Raw genomic sequence first — 18,410 nt, forward strand, 5'->3', positions numbered from 1 at the left:
TGACTCATTTTCCACATGCCTCGCTACCGGTGATCCCCATGGCTTTTTCCGAACGTGTCTCACGCCTTAAAAGTTCTTTGATCCGTGAAATCCTTGCTGCGGCCCAGCGTCCGCAGATGATGTCGTTTGCCGGCGGTTTGCCCGCCGAAGCCATGCTGCCGAAGGTCGATTGGGCCGAGATGCCGCTTTCCATGGGCCAATACGGCATGAGTGAAGGCGAACCGGCGCTGCGTGAGGCGTTGGCCGCCGAGGCGCGAGCGTTGGGTGTGGCATGTGAGGCAAGTCAGGTACTGGTGGTCAGTGGTTCACAGCAAACTCTGGATCTGGCCGCCAAGCTCTACATCGACAAGGGCACCGAAATCCTGCTCGAAGCGCCGACTTATCTGGCGGCATTGCAGATTTTCCAGCTGTTCGGCGCCGATTGCCTGACCGTGCCGCTGGAGGCTGACGGGCCGAACCTGGCAGAGCTGCGCGCTCGCCTGGAGCAACACCGCCCGGCCTTCATCTACCTGATCCCGACCTTCCAGAATCCTTCGGCGGTGCGTTACAGCGAAGCCAAACGTGACGCGGTGGCAGCGCTGCTCGACGAGTTCGGCGTCACCCTGATCGAAGACGAGCCTTATCGCGAGCTGACCTTCGACGGCGGCAGCGCCACGCCGATTGCCGGTCGTTTGAAAAAAGCCAGCTGGATCTACACAGGGACCGTGTCGAAAACCCTGTTGCCAGGTTTGCGCGTCGGCTATCTGATCGCCAGCCCGGAACTGTTTCCCCATCTGTTGAAACTCAAGCAGTCGGCGGACCTGCACACCAACCGGGTCGGCCAGTGGCAGGCATTGCAATGGATCGGAACCGAGAAGTATCAGCAGCATCGCAGTGAGCTACGGGATTTTTACCGGGTGCGCCGGGATGCGTTCCAGCTGGCACTGCAAACCCACTTCTCTGATCTGGCGGACTGGAACGAGCCACAGGGCGGGCTGTTTTTCTGGTTGAAGCTCAAGCAGCCGCTGGACACTCGAACCTTGCTCAATGCGGCGTTGGCCAACGATGTGGCGTTCATGCCGGGCGAGCCGTTCTTCCCCGATCCGGACAAGCATCACGGGTATTTGCGGTTGAACTTCAGCCACATTGACCCGGCGCGGCTGGAGGAGGGGCTCAAGCGGTTGGCGGCGGTGGTGCGACAGGCGCAGGCGGCACAAGCGGCCTGAAAACAAATAAACCGGCGCAAGGGCCGGTTTATTTTTGTCTGAAGTTTGAGGTATTTGTGCCGGCCTCATCGCGAGCAGGCTCGCTCCCACAGGGAAATGCGGTCAACTGTGGGAGCGAGCCTGCTCGCGAAGGCGTCAGTCAGAACACCACAAGCAAATCAGGCTGCCGCGAAACGCTTGTCCAGATAATCAATGATCACCTTGGACTCATACATCCACGTGGTCTGGCCATTCTCTTCAATACGCAGGCACGGCACCTTGATCTTGCCGCCTTGCTCGAGCAAGGTCTGGCGATCCTGTTCGTTGTTCTTCGCATCGCGAAGGGCCACCGGCACGTTCAGGCGGCGCAGGGTGCGGCGAGTCTTCACGCAGAACGGGCAGGCGTGGAATTGATACAGCGTCAGGCCCTTGGCGGCCGCTTCGACCTGGGCCTGAGCCGCGGCGGGGCGCTTTTTCTTGCCCGGACGCGTGATGAAGTCGATGAAGATGATCAGTTGGCCAAGGCCGACACGAAGCGCTTTTACGAACACGTTGAAAGCCTCACGGTGCAAATGAAGAAGGGCGCGCAGCTTACCTGATTTTTTGCGGACGAAAAAAAACCGGCGATGAATGCCGGTTTTCTTCGTGCCGCGAATTACTTGATGAGGCTGAGGAATTCGCTGCGGGTGGCGGCGTTCTCGCGGAATTCACCGAGCATCACCGAAGTGATCATCGACGAATTCTGCTTTTCCACGCCGCGCATCATCATGCACATGTGCTTGGCCTCGATCACCACCGCAACGCCCAGGGCGCCGGTGACTTGCTGGACCGCATCGGCGATCTGGCGGCTGAGGTTTTCCTGGATCTGCAGGCGGCGGGCGTACATGTCGACGATCCGGGCCACCTTCGACAGGCCCAGGACCTTGCCGCTCGGGATGTAGGCAACGTGTGCCTTGCCGATGAACGGCAGCAGATGGTGTTCGCACAACGAGTACAACTCGATGTCCTTGACCAGCACCATTTCGCTGTTGTCGGAGCTGAACAGGGCACCGTTGGTGACCTCTTCCAGTGTTTGTTCATAGCCGCGGCAGAGGTACTGCATGGCTTTGGCGGCACGTTTTGGCGTGTCGAGCAGGCCTTCGCGGGAAACGTCCTCGCCGAGCTGGCCGAGGATCGCCGTGTAATTCTGTTCCAATGTCACAGAGCTTTATTCCGTATGGGTTCTAGAGGGGTACGGTTTCTGTCTGTACCAATTTTGTACCAATCAGGCTTTGCTCCAGCTTCCCGACTTCACTCCAGTCTTCACTGGAGTTGATCCACCGGGCGTAGGTCGACAGTAGCATTTGCACGCTGTGGCCGAGCTGATTCGCAATGAACCCGAGGTTCATGCCTGCCATGAGGCACATGGTAGCGTATGTGTGCCGGCAGTTGTATTGCCGTCTGGCTCTGATCTTCAAAGCCACCAGAGCCGCCTTGAAGTGTTTGTCGGTCACGCTGGCCTGTTGGATGAACTCGAAATTCTTGGTCGGCGGGAACACGTACGGCGAGTGCTTATGGTGTCGTCGGCTCTGCTGCGACCTCAGCTCGGCTACACCCTTGGCCACTTCAATCGCATTCAAAGCCCTGCTGTTCAGCATGACGCGCCGCGTCTCGCGGGTTTTCGTGCGCTCCTCGATCTTGTAGTCCACGACGATTCTGCACACGTTGGCGACTCGCCCCTCTGTATCCACCTCATCCCAGCGCAACGCCGCAATCTCCCCTGGCCGCATGCCGGTGTAAAACGCGAACTCGAAGTAGGCCGCGTACACCTGCATCGAACCGGCCAGCGCCTTATACAGGTGTCCAATGATCAAATCCGCTTCGGCCACAGTGAACGGATCCACCGGCTTCTTTGCCTTTACCGGCAACTCAATTGAGCCGACTGGGTTTCGCGTGATCAGCTCATCCCTCACTGCGCTTTCAAACATCGTGTGCAAGCGCTGGATCGCCGATCGCTTTACCGTGGACGATTTCCACGGCGTCTCGCTGACGATTTTTCGGATCATGGCCGAGCTGATCTGATCGATCGGGAGCAATGCCAGGTGCGGCATCCAGTAAATGTTGAGGGATATGCGGTAGTTTTTACGGGTGCCGACTACGACTTCCCGGCTGTCGAGCCAGGTTTGGGCGTAGCCTCCGAACAGGGGCGTGGCGGAGTACGTGGAATAGTTCGAATTCGGGAACAGCTCGGCGTAACGCTGGTCGTCCATCACGCCGTGCTTGATGAGGCTGACTACTGTAGCGCGAAGATCTGCGGCTGCCTTAACGCCTTTTGGCGTTTGGGGATAGGCGAGGGTCTCACAACGGCGGAACTTCCAGGTGAAGCGAATCCGGACTGACTGACCCGCGAATTCAACTCCGGTGGGCAATCCCAAAGGCTTTCTAGCCATGCCTCATATCTCCTGATGCTGTAGTAAATCTGCCCATCTATTTCGTTCCATACCCCTTTGGGGATGATGCCGCGCTGACGTTTGCCCTGGAGGGCGCGGCGAGTCGTCCCGACCATCTCGGCGAAGTTCTTTTCGGCGACCTTGTCGGACAGGTACTCGACTGGTAACTGTTCTGCTGCTGCCATGATGATGCTCCATGCCGCGCGTGGCGGCAGAAGGTGGTTATTGGGCGGCTTTGGCGATGGCTGCACGGACGACTTTCAGGTACTGACCATCGACACCGACATAGCCCATGCCTTCGCAACGCTTCTGGACACCTTTCAGTACCTCAACCAGCTCTTCGGTCAGCGCGCGTTCGTCCCGGCCGATATCCCAGAAGCGCTGCCCCCAGTGCCCAGCTGGCGGCGGGTTGCTGTTTTGCACACCCATGGCCATGGCTCCCACGGTTGCGTCGAGCAGGTCGCGCTTGTAGGCGTTGTCGCCGTCGATGCTCAGGCCGCGGCGACGTATTGCGCTGATGACCTCGTCCCGATCAAGACCCTGGTCTTCGATGACGATGTCGCGCTCCGGCTCGCCCGGGGTGTAGATGATCAGCGCCAGTTTGGCGCCTGGCAGGCAATACTCGCTGAGCTTGACCAGGGCGTCGTTGGCTGCTTCGTGGAAACGCTGAACTGCTGACATAGGAATTCCTCGCCCGCCGTTCACCGGCAGGCTGGTAGGTGGAAGAGTGGTTAGGCTGTTGCTTTGGAGATCAGCTCGCAGTCAGCGGCCAGTTTCAGAAGGTTTCGAGTGGTCGGCCTGAAGCTTCTGGTGTCCGGGTAGCATTCGAACTCATGACCTTCCGGAAAAGATTCGAACGGTCCATGCCAGGGCCAGTTGCTTTTCCAGTCTGCCCATACGGTGTATGCGGCCTGACCTTCGCCCCAATAGTCAGTGCCACCGCCGACACTTCTGACGTGACTCACGCGAGTGTGCTGTTCGTACGCCAGTTCGCTTGGCTCGTCTTTGTCGATCCAGGCACTGCGGTAAACGGCTGGATGCGGCTGAACAAGGCGCTTGCTCAGCTTCTTCTCGATGCGAGCCTTCATCGCCGCGGCCCCTTGTAGCAGTACACGTAGGCGAACCAGGCGAGGGCGATCATGGCGTCACCTTCTGGCCGAGCAGCACATCGCTGATGACTTCCCAGAGCTTGGCTGGTGACCACTGAAAACGATCAAAGTCGCCATCAGGCTCAACACCGATAATGCAGCTCGATTGCGCGCCTTTCAGGCCTTCCCAGCCTTTTTTCATGATCGTTGCCACCTTGCCGTCCCCGCCTGGCTCGGTTCGGTGAAAGTCGTACGCCCTCATGCGGTATGTAGAACCGGCAGCGATGATCTGCTTGTGCGTTTGCAGCATCTCGACGCGCCCGTTCGGAACCCATGGACGGCCGCCGCGAGCGGTACGGGCGCCTTCGTGAAGGTAAAGCTCGTGGGTTTCCTGCCTAAAACAAGCGGATGCTGGCAGCAGATCAGCATATTCAACATTGATCTGCTCGCCGACCAGAACCAGGGAATCAAAGTCGAAGCGGTGATTGTGGATCGCCGAGTGTTCGAAGCATGCCCGGCGCGGCAGCTCAGGGTGCCAGACGTGCAGGCGCTGATTGCCCTGCAGCTGGACCTGCACGAACCCAAGACCGTGCAGGGTGATTTTGTCCGTCATTACGTCATCGATGATCATCAGAAGTCCCCCCAGCCCAAGCCCTGAATGTATTCGCTCGGGATAGTCACGGCCCCGACCGGAATCGTGCTTTCAACTTCAAGGTTGCCGAAATAGCCGATAGCCGCCTTGGCTCGTTCCATCGACAATTGCGCGTGCCGCATTTGCCAGGACTTGCGCGCCTTGTACGAGCGCAGCGCCAGTGCCTTGTCGGTGTAGGCGAAGCGGCGGCCCCAGGTGCCACCTTCCTTCAGTACGCGCTTGCGACGCTTCTTCACGGCTTCGGCGGTCCAGCTGTATTGCGGGCCGCTGACCAGGTCGCAGGTATGCTTGTCGCCGATGTAGAAGCACTGTGCTGTCTCGCCGATCACCTGATAGGTGATGCAGTGCACCTCAAGACCTTCAGGCCCGATGGTGTCGATGTAGCGGTAGTGTTCCGGCCAAGCCGTTTTCTTTTCTTCAGGCATGACTTCGTCCTTGCCGCTATAGCGGCTGACTTTGAAGGGGGAGGGAGTTACTGGTATTTGTTGCTGATGCGCTTGGCGATGGCTTCGAGTTGCTCGGCCATTCCCCACATGTCGTTGTTGTCGCGGCGCGATACGACTGCTGCGCGTTGGACGTTGCGTTCGATCAGGATCTTTGCTGCCAGCAGGATCAGCCAGGCTTCGAACTTGCGGCGGATGAGGCGCTTCATGCGGCCTCCGTGTTTGGCTGACGGAAAACGGGAAGGGCGCCAGCCTGCTCGCGCACTGCCTTCATACCCGCTTCGTCGTAACCCCAAATGTTGCTGTCGTCGAAGCGCTCAGGTCCGAGATAGCCGGGGTGCAACTGCTCACCCGTCCGAATGTAGTCGCGGAAGTTTTCAACCAGGTCGCGCAGGGTGCCGCCGTGGCTGAATCCCCTCCACCGGCCACCCCAATTCGTTTTGTGCGTGAAGATTCGGCGAGCGCTGTAGTCGTCGATAAACCAGACCTTGCCCCGCTGATCGACCTCCATGCTGGCGTAGCGATTGGCGACCTGGTTGAAAAAGAACCGGCGCCCGTGATCGGCAATGATCCGGATTGCCTGGTTGACCTGTTCGCAGCGCTGGCGCTTCAAGGTCAGTTTGTTTTCTGTGGGCATGGGGCGTCCTATGCCGGGTCATGCCCGGTCGGTGGAGGGTGATCAGGGATCAACTACAGTTGAGCGATCAGCAAAAAAAGGGGAGTCGACATGAGTTGCTTTGTTTGTGATGGAATTGCGCAGGTTTGGGACCGAGACCCGGATGGGAAATCAGTTGATTGTCCCGGGTGTGGTCGTTACGACATTTCCGCTTCGACATTGGCTGATATGCATCAGAACATCAGGATTTTCACCGTCGATATGACTCGTACATGGCTCAAAGAGCAGCGCGAAGCCGGTGAAAATCCCCCTCTGATTGAGCGACACACAGCATTTTGGGACTGACAAACACGGCTACGCCGCTACAGCCTCCCGTTCAGCCATCCGCCATGGATCGTTCGCCCGCGCCAGGGCAGCCATCGGCGGCGGGCTGACGCTGTTGCCACACATGTGTACCTGCTGGGTTTTGGTGAATGGCTTGCCGTCGGCGCCGTGGCTGATGATGTAGTCCGCAGGGAAGCCCTGGGCCTTGTACAGCTCGGCCGGTTGCAGCATCCGCAGGCAGATGTCGACGATCACGTACGGCGTGCCCTTGATCGTGACGGTGACCAGGCCCAGCCGATCCTTGGTGGTGATTGTTGGTGCTGGCTCATTGGCTCCGCTCACGTTCTCGGTGCCGTAATAGCTGATCAGGAAAGCCGCGACCCGCAGAGCTCCGGCTTCAACCTCTGGCGAAAGCTGGAACTCGACCAGCGAACTCTTGCCGCCACCACCGGCGGTGATAGTTGGCGCGGGTTCGTTCATGGCCTGGCCGACGCTGGCGCCGAACTGTCGTTCCATGAAGGCGGTGACGACTCCGTGGTGAGTTCCTCCGGCACTGATCGTATGCAGCGGATCGGCGGTGTCGCGGGCATCACAGTTGCCGCGCATGTGCACCAGGTTGGCGGTCACCAGCTGCTGCTGGCTGCCGGAGTTGGTCACCGTGGTCATCGGGTCTTCGATGCTCTTGGCGTCGGTGGTGTTGAAGCCGCCGTTCATCTGGGCCATGAACACCGTCGAGATACCCATCGCGTGGGCGGCCCCGGCCGGGCGCTGGTAGTTGCCGCCGCTGGTGATGGTTGGCAGCGGCTCGTCGAGCGCCTTGCCTTCGTCTGCAAACCGGAACTTCACCAAGTGCGCCGCGGCGATTGCGCGGTGGTTCTGGGTCATCAGCGTCCCAGCTGGCTGATCTGCTGTCGCCGGTTTGCCGCTGTACTCAGGTCCACCCGCGCCGACCAGTACCGGGCTGATCAGCGTCAGCTCGCCGCGATTGGCGCATGTCACCGTCGGCAGCGGGGCGTGTGGATCGTTGATCCGGTCGCTGCCCTGGTGCGTAGCCGGCGCGATGATCGGGCTGGCCATGGCGAACGAACCGCCGCGAGGCCAGGAGGTTACGGTGCGCAGCGGGTCATGTGCTGACTGAACACTTTCACCGGACCAGTTTGCGATCGGCACAATGAACGGGTCAGCCGCATCGATGACGAACTTCTTCATGCCCTTGGCGATCCGGCGCAGCGTGGCGGGTGCCAGCGGCTTTGGCCGTTCGAAGATGCTTTTGCTTGGGATCGTCCAGTCGATGCACTCAGCGGCGGTGCGCCACTTCTGCTGGCCCTTGATGGGGTGCTTGGCGTGCGTAGGCGCCGGCCAGACAATCGGCTGACCGTCGCAGCGGGCAATCATGAACAGACGTTCGCGGCTGGTCGGAGCCCCAAAGTCGCAGGCCTTGATCACCTTCCATTCAACGACGTAGCCCAGGTGCTGCAGCTCGGCAACGAAAACGGCCCAGGTCTGCCCGCGGCGTTTCGGGTCAGGCACCAGAAACTGCTGGTGGACCGGTACCACTTCGCCTGGTGCAGCAACGCCGCCGCCAAGCTTCACGACACGGCCGGTGGTCTTACAGCGCTTGGCAATGAGCGGCCCCCACTGGAGGATCTGTTTCACGTTTTCCAGGCTGATGACGCGGGGCTTTTTCTTGCCGGCCCACTTCAGGCCGATCCACGACAGGTTACGAATCTCGCGTTTGCGTGGCTGTCCGCCGGCGGCCTGGCTGTGGTGCGTGCAGTCCGGCGACATGTGAAACCAGCCAACGGCCTTGCCGCCGCACTCGGTGTCAGGATCACCATCGAACACATCGGTGGTGTAGTGCACTGCGCCCGGGTGATTGACGGTGTGCATGCTGATCGCCTGAGGGCTGTGGTTCTTCGCAACATTCACTGCGCGGCCCAGGCCCATTTCCAGCCCGGTACCGGCGCCTCCGCCACCGCAGAAGAAGTCGACTACGATTTCATCGTCCTGAGTGCTGAAGCCGAGTCCGTATTGAGTTTTGAAATCGAAGGGATGTTTCTTCTGTTGTGCGGACATAGAGGATCCTCACCGGGTATATTTGCCCGATTAACGTCGAGATGGTGATTGGAATGTTGAACGACTACGGTAAGGAGCTATTTAAACCTTTGTGTTCTGTGCAGAATGTTGTCGTTGTTCTTTCAGTGTTATTCCTGCTAGCTCTTGCTGTTAAACACTTCGGCTTAAACAGTAGTGAGATTGCGAGCTGGGTCCAAGCAGTCGGTTCGATTGCTGCGATTTGGGGGGCATTTACAGTTAGTAATAATCAGGTGAGACAACAAATAGATCAGAAAAAAGAGGGTGATAAACGTAAAGCCGAAGCACTCTTTGCAGTTGTGAAAAGCGCTGCTGATCATGTCCGAACTTTAGGGGCAATCGTTGATGAGGGCTTGACTCCTCAAGTTTTCAGAATCAGTTGGTCGAAAGCTATCTCTGACGTAATGGAAATGTCTCTTAACTCTCTAAAGCAATTGCCGGCGCACGAGCTAGGAAATAGAGATTTGGTTGTAGCGCACACTGGTATAACTGGTGGTGTTTCAAATCTCTTTGAACTATGTGGACGCTTTCAGTCAGTAGATGCTCTAGTTGATCTCCAGCACCAGTACCTATTAACTGAGCTCAAGTTTCAATGTGAGTTCATTGAGAGACACTGGCATCAGTTTGAAAGAGCATCGGCGATGTAAAACCGAAGTGATCAAATCTCAACGCCGGTCGTGGCGAACCGCTCAAGCTGTCGTGACTGCTTTTCAGTTATGGTGATTTCAGGTCGCGACATGCTTGCGAAGCAAGCCGACTCATCGGCCGGCGCCGCCGCAAGATTCAGGATGAAGGTTGACACCGTCTCCTGCCACTCCTCGAAGCCGTGACGCTCGCCCAGGATCTGAAGGGCATCATCAAGCGCTTTCGACACAATCAACGACCGCTTCTCGGCGCCGATCCGATCCAGCAAGGCTTTCTCCTTGGCGCGCTTGTCCCGCTGAATATCCGCGTTGCTCTTGGCCATGGCCTACCTCTTCAATTCCGCTGGCCGGCATGTCCAGCCAGGTCTGTCGTCGGCGCTGGTGCGCCCGGTTGATCATTCGTTTCATGTTGGCGATGCGAACTTGAATCCATTTTCTTTGGCGATCAGTTCGATGCGCTTTTGCCGGATGCGGGTTTGCGTTGCTGCTGCGCTGGATGTGATGCCTGTTGCTGCCAGAGCCTTGAGCATGGGGGCGAGTTTGTCGCGCTCGGTGCGCAGACGTTCGCTGTGGCCGCTGGCGCCGGAGAGGCTGGTCTCGCCGCTGACGCCCGACGGAATCAGTTGCACCGTTTTGCCATCCCCGAGGAACTGATCCATCTGCTGGTTGAGGGTGGCGATGATCGAATCTCGCGGGTTGGGCATTGGCACGCCGATCACAGTGCACCTCCGGGGAGGCGGTTGGCCTGTTCTTCGAGCTGGATGGCGAAGTCAACAGCGGAGGCGTATTCGAAGCGGAAGCCGCGGGTCTTACCGGTGACCAGGTCGACGATGTGGTACGCCTTCGGTCCGACAGTCTTCACCTGGAAGCGCACCTTCTTCCCTGGCATTACCAAATTAGCGAGTCGGGCGAACTCTCCACGAGCCGCGTGGGTGCGAATCATCAGCACGCCGAGAACGTCCCGGCGCTGTTGGATCATTGGGTGCATGGTGCATTCCTCGGTGTCGGTTGCGGTTATTCGTCAGCACTCGGGACGCCTGCTGGTTGCCGTTGGGCGCAGGGGAGAGTGCTGGCGGATAAAGGCAGGAGTAAAAAAGCCCGATCGGAACCGGGCTTTTGTTTGCGTCACGAAGACCTCCCTACGTGACAGCGTGTGCCTCCTGCTGGAGGGCTTCGATCATCTGTTACATGGCTGCCAATCCTCCGTGTTGCGTTACTTGATATGCGGGGGGCCGCCTTGCGCGGTGCAGAATCATCCGCATCGGAGAGTGATCGAAACACCAGGGCGCTACCCCTGCTTATTTCCCGCCGCGTTTCTGGTATTGGCCGGCAGATCCGGCTCAGGAGATTTACGGGGCTTTGCGATCCTAGCGCTGCAGCCCGCTTGGGCACGCTTCGATCACTCTCCGATGCGGCCTGGTGCTGGGGAGTACCAGGGCATCGGGAAGGTCTCCAACCTTCTGACGGGGACTCTGATTATTTAGATTGCCGTAGGCCCGTGAAGCGGCAATTTCGGTCTGGCTTTCGCCTAATTCGTGCGGTGCATCAGCGAGAGGATCAGCGCCTGCGTGTAGCCAGGGACATCGCAGCTGCAGGCAGTCGGGTTGAGTCGATCGAATTTCACTGCGACGCGGGCCTTGCGGAATTGTTTGCGGTTCATCGTTTTGCCCTCTGTTGCCATCCCGCTGCCCACTCAGTGAATGGGCAGAAGTGATGCTTATTCAGCCTGGAGCGCTTCGATTGCCTTCCGGTAATCGGCAGCGTTGGTGCGGTTGTTCGCCGCGTCCTCGAACTGGCCTTCGGCCTCCTGGATCGCGGCGTTGTTCTCGCAGTTGGAAGCGTGGATTTCGAGCTGGGCGATTGCTGTTGCGTGCTTCATGGAGTTCTCCAGGGTTATGCGTGGTGGTCGTAAGCTTCGGCGCGTTTAGCCGTCCGGACCTGGGCGATACGGCGCTCAGGCACCCGACGATCACGCCGCATTGAGTCGCCATCGAGCATTGCGTGCATGGCGATGAGCGCAGCCAGCACGAAGCACATCGGCGAAATGATTTGGCGGCGCATTGCTTCGGCCACCAAGGCGGTGCGGCGGGTGACGCCGAGCTTGAACATTGCGTTCGTGAGGCGTTTCGCTACGGTGGCTGGCGAGATGCCGACTTCCCGCGCTATTTCTTTCGCGGTCAGCCCGAGGGCAACCCATAGAAGGAACTGAAGTTCTCGTGGCGCCAGTCCACGTCCGAGGTGACCCTTCCATGTGCCATTTACGATCTCTGTTTCCATCGCGTTGACTCCCGGTTGTTTTCCCAATGCACCCGGTCAACCAGGTGCAGCAGTGAAAAATTCCGTGTCCCTTCGGCGCTGCTGGCGCGGTACGGGCTCTTACAAGTTGTTCGTCCGACCGCGACTCAGTCCGCCGGATAACTGTTTGCGGTGCTTTACGCTGCACACCTGGGTCAGTTGCCAACCCTCTGAACCGTTGAGGCCGGTTCATCGCTGCCTTCCATCTGGCCGGTGGCTATCCGGCGTTGAAATGAATCTACAACCAATGGTTACAGTTGGCAAGCGTTTTGGTTGTAATAAAATTCGATAGAGGGCTGGTTTTTGAGCTTTATAGTTGTAAATTGGAAAGGTCCGGGCAAAAAAAATCCCGCTAAAAGCGGGACTTGGGATTGTTGATCTACCTGCTATCGGGCGTACATTGCCCACCAGAACACATGACCGAGAATTTGCATCTGATCGTCATGCATAGACTCAAACGTGTAGTCCTCGTCCTGATGTTCGTCTCTGTTGAAGCTTCGGAGGCGGATCCCCCCTGGTAGTCGGTAGAGCTGCTTTACACGTAGCTGTCCATTCTGGTTGATCGCGTAAAGATCTCCATCAATTATGTCGCTTATTGAGGTCTTCCCGATATTGACTCCCACTGTCGCGCCATCCCTGAGCACGGGGGACATACTGTTTCCTCGAACAGTTACGCATCGAGCCTTGTCGAATTGAACGTTGTTCTCCCTCAGCTTCCTCTTGCTGAACCGCAGGGTCTCACCCTCGTCTTGCTGAATTGAGAATCGGCCAGATCCAGCAGCCAGTTCCACCTCGCGCAGGAAGGGGACTGCAACCTCATCATCAGCTAAAGGTGTTTCTTCGTCCCAGGCTTCGATATTGCCGAGCAAATGAGCGGGCGCCGTTGACTTGGTATCTTCGCGGCCACCTTCCAAGAGATAGGTTATGGAAGTGCCGAGAATTGTAGCCAGCTCCGTTAGCTTGCTGTTGCGAGGCGTAGAGACTCCTGACTCCCACTTCTGGACAGCCTGCGGAGTGACCCCCATGCGACGGCCCAACTCCGACTGATTAAGGCCGGCCGCCTCGCGTTTCTGCGCTATGCGCTCACCAATAGTCTTCATATGTCAATCATACAAACAATGGTTGTAGGTGTAATTACGAATATTGGTTGTAATTTCCGTGTCCAATCGGTTAGCCTTTGGTTGTAGTTGTAACTTTGAGGTGTGTATGAAACAGACTGCAATTCAGAAGGCTGCTGCCGCTGCTGGTGGCCAGTCCGCTCTTGCTAGGTCTCTCAAGGTCACGCCTCAGGCGGTGCAGAAAATGTGCGCTACCGGTCGCGTACCCGCTGAAAGAGTTCTGGATATCGAGCGGTTGACCGGCGTGCCTCGAAATGAGCTTCGCCCCGATCTTTATCCGCAGCGTGAAACAGGTTCTGACACCCCTACAAAAAAGGCGGCGGCATAGCGGGGGCTGTGCCAGCAACCGAAATCCCACTGGAGCGACTGGAAGACATGCAATGCCACCTCGATTTGCTCAAGGAGGATCTTGAGCGGTTGCGGAAAGACCTTCAGGACATCGAGAAGTAGCGAGAAGGTCGAGTGGCACCAGTATCGGGTTTAGCTGCGAGTCGAGGTAGCGCGCAGAGTTAGCTGTTGATTCATCCAGTAGAACGGATCCACCAGGAAGACCATTAGGGGAAGGGAAATGGACGGCAACACAACAGGACGCATGGGGACATTGAACGCTGAGGGCAGTAGCTCAGTCGGCGGGATCGGTCGCGTCTGCGGGAAAGCTATCGCCTGAATTTCAGGCACAAAAAAGCCGGGTCGCACCCCGGCTTCTTCAACAACTTGTAAAACAATGCGGGGCCATTATGAGCATGAACACTGTTCCAGGCAACACCGGTCGTGCTCCGACACGATCTGCGAACTCTCCAAGAGTGTCGCAACACCTCATAGCCCACCAATCTGCCGCGATGCACGCCGCTCTGATGGTGCGTAGCCAATACTCGCGCGCGTTCAAATCTCACTTCAGCCGAGAATGCCTTGAACACCTCAAGGCATCGCTGATTCCTGTCCAGGATGTTTCCGCATGAGCACCGTCATCATGAGCGCGTGCTGGCCTCTGCACGGCATGAGCCCAGCTCAGAAGGCTGTCCTAATTTCCTTGGCCGATAACGCCAATGACGAAGGTGTTTGCTGGCCTTCCGTTGCCACTATTGGCGTGCGCACCTGTCTGTCTGAACGCGCTGTCCGCAATGCACTGCGTTGGCTTGAAGAGGCCGGCATATTGTCGAGCAACCAGCGCTTCGGCCGTTCGACTTGGTACTCAATCACCCCGGCACGATATGCCCCCGGCAGTAAATGCCCCCCGGCACCAGATGCCCCATCACCCCGGCAGGATATGCCGGTCACCCCGGCACCAGATGCCCCCAGAACCGTAAAGGAACCGTCAATTGAACCGTCACCTGATGGGAATCGCGGTCCGCGCTCCCCGTCTTGCCCGGTTCAGGACATCGTCGATTTGTTCAACCGGCTGCTCACACCAACGCTACCGACGGTCGTTCTCGTATCCGAAGCCCGCAAGAAGCAACTCCGTTCTCGCTGGAACCAAAGCGATGTTCACCAGAGCCTCGATTTCTGGACTGAGTACTTCGCCACTGTTGCCCAATCCGATTTCCTGATGGGTCGCGCTTCGGGTAAAAACGGCGGCGCACCTTTCCGGGCCAGCTTCGACTGGCTGATCGCCCCGAGCAACTTCGTCAAGGTTGTGGAGGGCAATTACAATGCGTGACCCCTATAGCATCGAGGCCGAGCACGGCCTGCTGGGCGCGATGATGCAGCGCCCTGAACTGATCGACTCCCTGAGCGACGACCTGTCCGCCGAATCGTTTTACTTCCCGGCCAACGCCGAGGTGTACCGGGGGATCATGGCGGTCCGCTCAGCCGGAAAGTCCGTCGACTTCCTCACGGTGGGTGACCACGTCGGCGACTTGCCGGATGGCAGTCCTGCTTTTGCCTACTGCGCCGAAATCGTCAACGGCACGCCCAGCGTTGCCAGCGCCAAGACCTACGCGGGAATCGTGCGAGAGCGGGCCATCGAGCGGTCCCTGTTTGACCTTGGCAGCCAGGCCATGGACATCGCGCACAGCGATCAGGATGTACAGGCGAAAATCGCCGCCGTCCAGGCTGCGGCTATGGCGATTGACTGCGGATCGGGTGATGACGACATCGTCAAAGTCGGTGATGTGCTGGTCGATCAGATCGAAGTTTGGCAGGACCGTCATGATCGTCATGCCCGCGGTGAAACGCTGATCGGGCTGTCGACTGGCCTGAAAGACCTGGACGAGAAATTGGGTGGTCTGCAACCCGATCACCTGTACATCGTTGCTGGGCGTCCCGCGATGGGCAAGACCACGCTGGCGATGGGGTTTGTAGTCGAGGCGGCAGTGCGCCAGAGCAAGTCGGCGCTCGTCGTCAGCCTTGAGATGAACAAGGGGCAACTGCTCGACCGGGCTGTGGCTTCCGAGGGGCGTATCCCGCTCACGCTGGTGAAGAACGGAACGGCGTGCCAAAGCCACGGCGCGGAACTCTCTGCTGCGGCTGGTCGGCTTCGTCGCGCGCCGCTGTACATCGCCGACCGCGCCGGCTCGTCGATTGGTCGCATCCGCTCGCTGGCCCGTCGCCACAAGATGCGCTACGGCCTGGACCTGCTGATGATCGACTACCTGCAGTTACTGGAAGGCGAGGGCGGCAACCGGACCGAAGAGGTCAGCAGTATCAGTCGCGGCTGCAAGCTGCTCGCCAAGGAACTGGGCATCCCTGTTGTGCTGCTGAGTCAGCTCTCCCGCAAGTGCGAAGAGCGGCCGAACAAACGACCAATCCCCTCAGATCTGAGGGAATCCGGCGCCATCGAGCAGGATGCCGACGTGATCCTGTTCGTGTACCGCGACGAGGTCTATCACGAAAACACCGATGCCAAAGGCATTGCCGAAATCATCATCGGCAAAGGGCGCGACATCGAGATGGGCACTGTCCGAACGGCCTTCCTTGGCCAGTACAACCGTTTTGAAAACCTTGCTGCCGGGTGGAAGCCAGAGCCTGTCGAGCAGCCGGAAAAAGTCACCAGCCTGGCCAGCCGTTACCGCCAAAAGGAAAAGTTCTGATGAGCACCAAGCGACTTGCTGTTCCCGATCCGTCCAATTACCGCTTCGCGGTGTTCTGCTGCTCTTACAAAATGGAGTTGAGCTTTACGCCAGACCACGCCTTGGCGCTGTTCGCCGATGAGGCCATGGCCAAGCGGTATGGCGCGTGGATGTGGCCTTCGACGTTCGAGGTGGTGGACCGTCTCGCCAAACCGGAGGCGAGCGATTGAGCACCCTGATCAAGACCCTGACTGTGAAGCTGTCAGACGCCGAAATTCAGCGCAACGCCAAGCTCGAGCATGTGCGCGATCTGCGTGATGCCAGTCACCCGGCGTTGCACTTCCGATATGCGAAGAATCGCGCACGCGGGTCTTGGTACCTGCTGAATAAACGCCAGTGGCACCGCATCGGCGGTTTCCCCGACCTTTCCACCAAGCAGGTCGTTTCGGCGTTACCGGCCGTGCGCCTACGCGTGGCGGCCGACGGTGCTGCCAGCGTTTCGGGTTGGGTCACTGTCGGTGAACTGCTCGACTGGTTTGGCGATCGCATGGCCCGCTCCCGTGCGCTGTCGGCCAAGCGTCGTTCAGCCGGCAAGTCGGCCATCAGTTGCCAGCTCAAGCCGCGCCTGGGCGACTTGCTGATTCGGGACGTCAATGCCCAGACCTTGGACAAGCTATTGATGTGGCCGGCTCAGGAAGAGTTGTCGCTGTCGTATGTCCAGCAGCTGTACCGCCTGCTCGCCGTGGCCTTTCGTCAGGCCCGAAAGTTGGACCTGATCCCAGTTAACCCGATGGCCGAGCTCAAGTTCATCCACTTCACGACGGCCCGCATCCTGCCCAAGCCAGCCCGCCTGCGCGATGTCCAGTTGCCCGAGCTGGTGGAGCAACTGACCGAGCGTTTCGAGAGTGCGCCGGCTGACGCCATGCTGGCCTTGATGATGCTCTGCCACGGTACCCGCATCGGCGAAACCCGCCAGTCTCGCTGGGCCGACATTGCGCTGGCGGAGCGTGAGTGGTTCCTGCCGGCCGAACACACGAAGAGCAAGGCCGAGCTTCGGGTGCCACTGACCGACCAGGTGTGCGCACTGCTGCGCCGTTACCGTGACCGGCAGACCGCCCAAGGGTACGAGGGGCCATTCCTGTTCCCGTCTCGCCGGGGCAAGCCGCTGAGCGATAACCAGGCCAGTGCCGTGTTCACCCGGTTGGGGCGGGGCGCCTGGACCAGTCACGACCTGCGCAAGGTGGCGCGTACGGCCTGGACTGACCTCGGCGTCGACGGCCACATCGGCGAGATGCTGTTGAACCACTCCCTCGGCAAGATCGCTTCGACCTACATCAACACCCAGGCCAAAGCGCAGCGTCGGCTGGCGCTGGTGAAGTGGCACAACTGGTTAGATGAACGCGGCTTCAAGGCGATTCATCAGCAGACAGGCGTTAGATATGAAGATTCGCAAAACATCGTAGACGCCTTGAATGGCGCGGGCTGCGAGTCGTTTCCGCAATTTGTTAAGGGCGAGGTTTAAAAACGATGAGAAAGAGCCATGGCCCCGCCTTCCGCAAGGAACTGATCGCGCTCGCGGTATGCCCGTCCTGCAAGGGGAAGGCGGTCATCACGGGGTTGTTTCATCATCTCGACTGCCTGGATTGCAACGCTTCAGGTTGGGTCCGTGAGGACAACGGACAGGCGCTCGAACTGCAGGACCTGGTCACTCAGTTGAGCTTCAACCTGAGCCGTGCCTATGACCAGATCGGCAGTCGCTGCAACTGCAAGCCAGTCGAGCCAAAAGGGCTCATGGCCTATTACAGCCAGAACAACCGCCGCGGTGCCGGCGGATCGAACTTCACCGGGGATTGAGGGAACGCCATGGGCATCTATAAAGACGTGATGAGTACGCTGGTCCGGGTACTGGCTGCCGACAACATCGACAACAGCACAAAGCAGTCATGGCAAAAGCTGATCGATGCCGATCTGCGCCAGGGCGGTACCGGCAGTTCACTGTCAGTGCGCGACAAGTTCGACTATGACTGCTGCCTCTACGCGTTACTGCACCGCCAGCTTGAGCCGGCTCAGTGGGACGTGCTGGTCGCCAAGTACTCGACACACAAGGCCAACAAGGTTGCCGCCATAGGCCGCCTGGTGGCCCGTATGGTTTCTCCAGCGCCGCAACTATTCATCTATAAGGCGCTCACTGCGTGGGCCATTCCCAAGCTGAAGGGTGTTCAGACCGGTAAGCGCTCCACTGACATGATCGTGCTGCCGGCTGAGTTCTACGACATGAACACCTGGGACACGGAAGGCAAACCCGAGTCGACCCGCCGGCGTTGGAAGACTGGCATCGCCAAGCGCCTTGAGTCGTTGGAAGAGGCCGCAGTCATCCATGCGACTGAGATATTCGACCGGGAAGAAATCTTCATCGACGCTGCTTGACGTAGTGGCGGAATGATCGTAATTTAGGCCCATCATGTCGATCTTGCGCGTTATGAGAGACGACACTTAAAGCCCAGCCACTTGCTGG

At 58.7% G+C, this 18,410-nt stretch carries 28 protein-coding genes; 10 read left to right on the top strand and 18 right to left on the bottom strand.

Translation table 11 applies throughout. The features are described from left to right. The first annotated feature begins 38 nt into the window (after positions 1-38). Entirely contained in the window at positions 39-1,205 is a 1,167-nt protein-coding gene (locus AC3WJW_RS11335; protein WP_493726043.1) for an aminotransferase-like domain-containing protein, read from the top strand. 158 nt (positions 1,206-1,363) lie between these two features. On the opposite strand, the gene AC3WJW_RS11340 is transcribed toward AC3WJW_RS11335, so the two are convergent. The 10 genes from AC3WJW_RS11340 to AC3WJW_RS11385 form a co-directional block, all read right to left on the bottom strand. Next, positions 1,364-1,735 (bottom strand): glutathione S-transferase N-terminal domain-containing protein, encoded by a 372-nt coding sequence (locus AC3WJW_RS11340; RefSeq protein ID WP_007988133.1) that lies wholly within the window; start codon positions 1,733-1,735, stop codon positions 1,364-1,366. A gap of 104 nt (positions 1,736-1,839) precedes the next feature. Then, positions 1,840-2,385, bottom strand: a complete 546-nt coding sequence (folE, locus tag AC3WJW_RS11345) for a GTP cyclohydrolase I FolE (protein ID WP_010456659.1) — start codon at positions 2,383-2,385, stop codon at positions 1,840-1,842. 22 nt (positions 2,386-2,407) lie between these two features. Next, entirely contained in the window at positions 2,408-3,553 is a 1,146-nt protein-coding gene (locus AC3WJW_RS11350) for a tyrosine-type recombinase/integrase (protein WP_493726262.1), read from the bottom strand. Further along, positions 3,457-3,798: a hypothetical protein gene (locus AC3WJW_RS11355; protein ID WP_493726044.1), complete on the bottom strand. Its 342-nt coding sequence runs from the start codon at positions 3,796-3,798 to the stop codon at positions 3,457-3,459. The genes AC3WJW_RS11350 and AC3WJW_RS11355 overlap by 97 nt, the downstream gene beginning before the upstream one ends. Positions 3,799-3,835: 37 nt before the next feature. Then, positions 3,836-4,294, bottom strand: a complete 459-nt coding sequence (locus tag AC3WJW_RS11360; RefSeq protein WP_493726045.1) for a hypothetical protein — start codon at positions 4,292-4,294, stop codon at positions 3,836-3,838. Between the two features lie 50 nt (positions 4,295-4,344). Then, entirely contained in the window at positions 4,345-4,701 is a 357-nt protein-coding gene (locus tag AC3WJW_RS11365; RefSeq protein WP_493726046.1) for a hypothetical protein, read from the bottom strand. A gap of 49 nt (positions 4,702-4,750) precedes the next feature. Continuing rightward, positions 4,751-5,332, bottom strand: coding sequence for a hypothetical protein (locus AC3WJW_RS11370; RefSeq protein WP_493726047.1), 582 nt, complete (start codon positions 5,330-5,332; stop codon positions 4,751-4,753). Next, positions 5,332-5,778, bottom strand: a complete 447-nt coding sequence (locus AC3WJW_RS11375; protein ID WP_493726048.1) for a hypothetical protein — start codon at positions 5,776-5,778, stop codon at positions 5,332-5,334. Before AC3WJW_RS11375 ends, AC3WJW_RS11370 begins: the two co-directional genes overlap by 1 nt. Positions 5,779-5,825: 47 nt before the next feature. Then, positions 5,826-6,005 (bottom strand): hypothetical protein, encoded by a 180-nt coding sequence (locus AC3WJW_RS11380; RefSeq protein WP_493726049.1) that lies wholly within the window; start codon positions 6,003-6,005, stop codon positions 5,826-5,828. After that, positions 6,002-6,433 (bottom strand): YoqU family phage-derived protein, encoded by a 432-nt coding sequence (locus AC3WJW_RS11385; protein WP_493726050.1) that lies wholly within the window; start codon positions 6,431-6,433, stop codon positions 6,002-6,004. Before AC3WJW_RS11385 ends, AC3WJW_RS11380 begins: the two co-directional genes overlap by 4 nt. A gap of 90 nt (positions 6,434-6,523) precedes the next feature. On the opposite strand from AC3WJW_RS11385, the gene AC3WJW_RS11390 reads away from it, so the two are divergent. Next, positions 6,524-6,757 (top strand): hypothetical protein, encoded by a 234-nt coding sequence (locus AC3WJW_RS11390; RefSeq protein WP_493726051.1) that lies wholly within the window; start codon positions 6,524-6,526, stop codon positions 6,755-6,757. 9 nt (positions 6,758-6,766) lie between these two features. Here AC3WJW_RS11390 and AC3WJW_RS11395 read toward each other — a convergent pair whose 3' ends face one another. After that, complete coding sequence (locus tag AC3WJW_RS11395; protein WP_493726052.1) at positions 6,767-8,812, bottom strand: DNA cytosine methyltransferase; 2,046 nt, start codon at positions 8,810-8,812, stop codon at positions 6,767-6,769. 53 nt (positions 8,813-8,865) lie between these two features. On the opposite strand from AC3WJW_RS11395, the gene AC3WJW_RS11400 reads away from it, so the two are divergent. After that, positions 8,866-9,477 carry a hypothetical protein gene (locus AC3WJW_RS11400; protein ID WP_493726053.1) on the top strand — a complete coding sequence of 204 codons (612 nt, stop codon included), beginning with the start codon at positions 8,866-8,868 and terminating at the stop codon, positions 9,475-9,477. Between the two features lie 11 nt (positions 9,478-9,488). Here the strand turns inward: AC3WJW_RS11400 and AC3WJW_RS11405 are convergent, their stop codons facing one another. The 7 genes from AC3WJW_RS11405 to AC3WJW_RS11435 all read right to left on the bottom strand — a co-directional run bounded on the left by AC3WJW_RS11405 (position 9,489) and on the right by AC3WJW_RS11435 (position 12,869). Beyond that, complete coding sequence (locus tag AC3WJW_RS11405; protein ID WP_493726054.1) at positions 9,489-9,797, bottom strand: hypothetical protein; 309 nt, start codon at positions 9,795-9,797, stop codon at positions 9,489-9,491. A gap of 81 nt (positions 9,798-9,878) precedes the next feature. Next, entirely contained in the window at positions 9,879-10,193 is a 315-nt protein-coding gene (locus AC3WJW_RS11410; protein WP_493726055.1) for a hypothetical protein, read from the bottom strand. Beyond that, on the bottom strand, positions 10,190-10,462 hold the full coding sequence (locus tag AC3WJW_RS11415; protein ID WP_493726056.1) for a hypothetical protein: 273 nt from the start codon (positions 10,460-10,462) through the stop codon (positions 10,190-10,192). The genes AC3WJW_RS11410 and AC3WJW_RS11415 overlap by 4 nt, the downstream gene beginning before the upstream one ends. 540 nt (positions 10,463-11,002) lie before the next feature. Further along, entirely contained in the window at positions 11,003-11,134 is a 132-nt protein-coding gene (locus AC3WJW_RS11420) for a hypothetical protein (RefSeq protein WP_493726057.1), read from the bottom strand. 57 nt (positions 11,135-11,191) lie between these two features. Then, the gene (locus AC3WJW_RS11425; protein ID WP_493726058.1) at positions 11,192-11,353 is read right to left on the bottom strand and encodes a hypothetical protein; all 162 of its coding nucleotides are present in this window, start codon (positions 11,351-11,353) and stop codon (positions 11,192-11,194) included. A 14-nt stretch (positions 11,354-11,367) separates the two neighbouring features. Then, positions 11,368-11,751 carry a response regulator transcription factor gene (locus AC3WJW_RS11430; RefSeq protein ID WP_493726059.1) on the bottom strand — a complete coding sequence of 128 codons (384 nt, stop codon included), beginning with the start codon at positions 11,749-11,751 and terminating at the stop codon, positions 11,368-11,370. Positions 11,752-12,155: 404 nt separating this feature from the next. Next, on the bottom strand, positions 12,156-12,869 hold the full coding sequence (locus tag AC3WJW_RS11435) for an XRE family transcriptional regulator (protein WP_493726060.1): 714 nt from the start codon (positions 12,867-12,869) through the stop codon (positions 12,156-12,158). Between the two features lie 106 nt (positions 12,870-12,975). On the opposite strand from AC3WJW_RS11435, the gene AC3WJW_RS11440 reads away from it, so the two are divergent. The 7 genes from AC3WJW_RS11440 to AC3WJW_RS11470 all read left to right on the top strand — a co-directional run bounded on the left by AC3WJW_RS11440 (position 12,976) and on the right by AC3WJW_RS11470 (position 18,322). Next, on the top strand, positions 12,976-13,215 hold the full coding sequence (locus tag AC3WJW_RS11440) for a transcriptional regulator (RefSeq protein WP_493726061.1): 240 nt from the start codon (positions 12,976-12,978) through the stop codon (positions 13,213-13,215). A gap of 627 nt (positions 13,216-13,842) precedes the next feature. Next, complete coding sequence (locus tag AC3WJW_RS11445) at positions 13,843-14,544, top strand: helix-turn-helix domain-containing protein (protein ID WP_493726062.1); 702 nt, start codon at positions 13,843-13,845, stop codon at positions 14,542-14,544. Further along, positions 14,537-15,916, top strand: a complete 1,380-nt coding sequence (dnaB, locus tag AC3WJW_RS11450; RefSeq protein WP_493726063.1) for a replicative DNA helicase — start codon at positions 14,537-14,539, stop codon at positions 15,914-15,916. The genes AC3WJW_RS11445 and dnaB overlap by 8 nt, the downstream gene beginning before the upstream one ends. Then, positions 15,916-16,125 carry a hypothetical protein gene (locus AC3WJW_RS11455; RefSeq protein ID WP_493726064.1) on the top strand — a complete coding sequence of 70 codons (210 nt, stop codon included), beginning with the start codon at positions 15,916-15,918 and terminating at the stop codon, positions 16,123-16,125. Before dnaB ends, AC3WJW_RS11455 begins: the two co-directional genes overlap by 1 nt. Further along, the gene (locus tag AC3WJW_RS11460) at positions 16,122-17,417 is read left to right on the top strand and encodes a tyrosine-type recombinase/integrase (RefSeq protein ID WP_493726065.1); all 1,296 of its coding nucleotides are present in this window, start codon (positions 16,122-16,124) and stop codon (positions 17,415-17,417) included. Before AC3WJW_RS11455 ends, AC3WJW_RS11460 begins: the two co-directional genes overlap by 4 nt. Positions 17,418-17,422: 5 nt before the next feature. Next, positions 17,423-17,749, top strand: coding sequence for a hypothetical protein (locus tag AC3WJW_RS11465; RefSeq protein ID WP_493726066.1), 327 nt, complete (start codon positions 17,423-17,425; stop codon positions 17,747-17,749). A gap of 9 nt (positions 17,750-17,758) precedes the next feature. After that, on the top strand, positions 17,759-18,322 hold the full coding sequence (locus AC3WJW_RS11470; protein ID WP_493726067.1) for a hypothetical protein: 564 nt from the start codon (positions 17,759-17,761) through the stop codon (positions 18,320-18,322). Positions 18,323-18,410: the final 88 nt, after the last annotated feature.

It is taken from the genome of Pseudomonas sp. GW821-FHT07G06 (assembly GCF_058986625.1).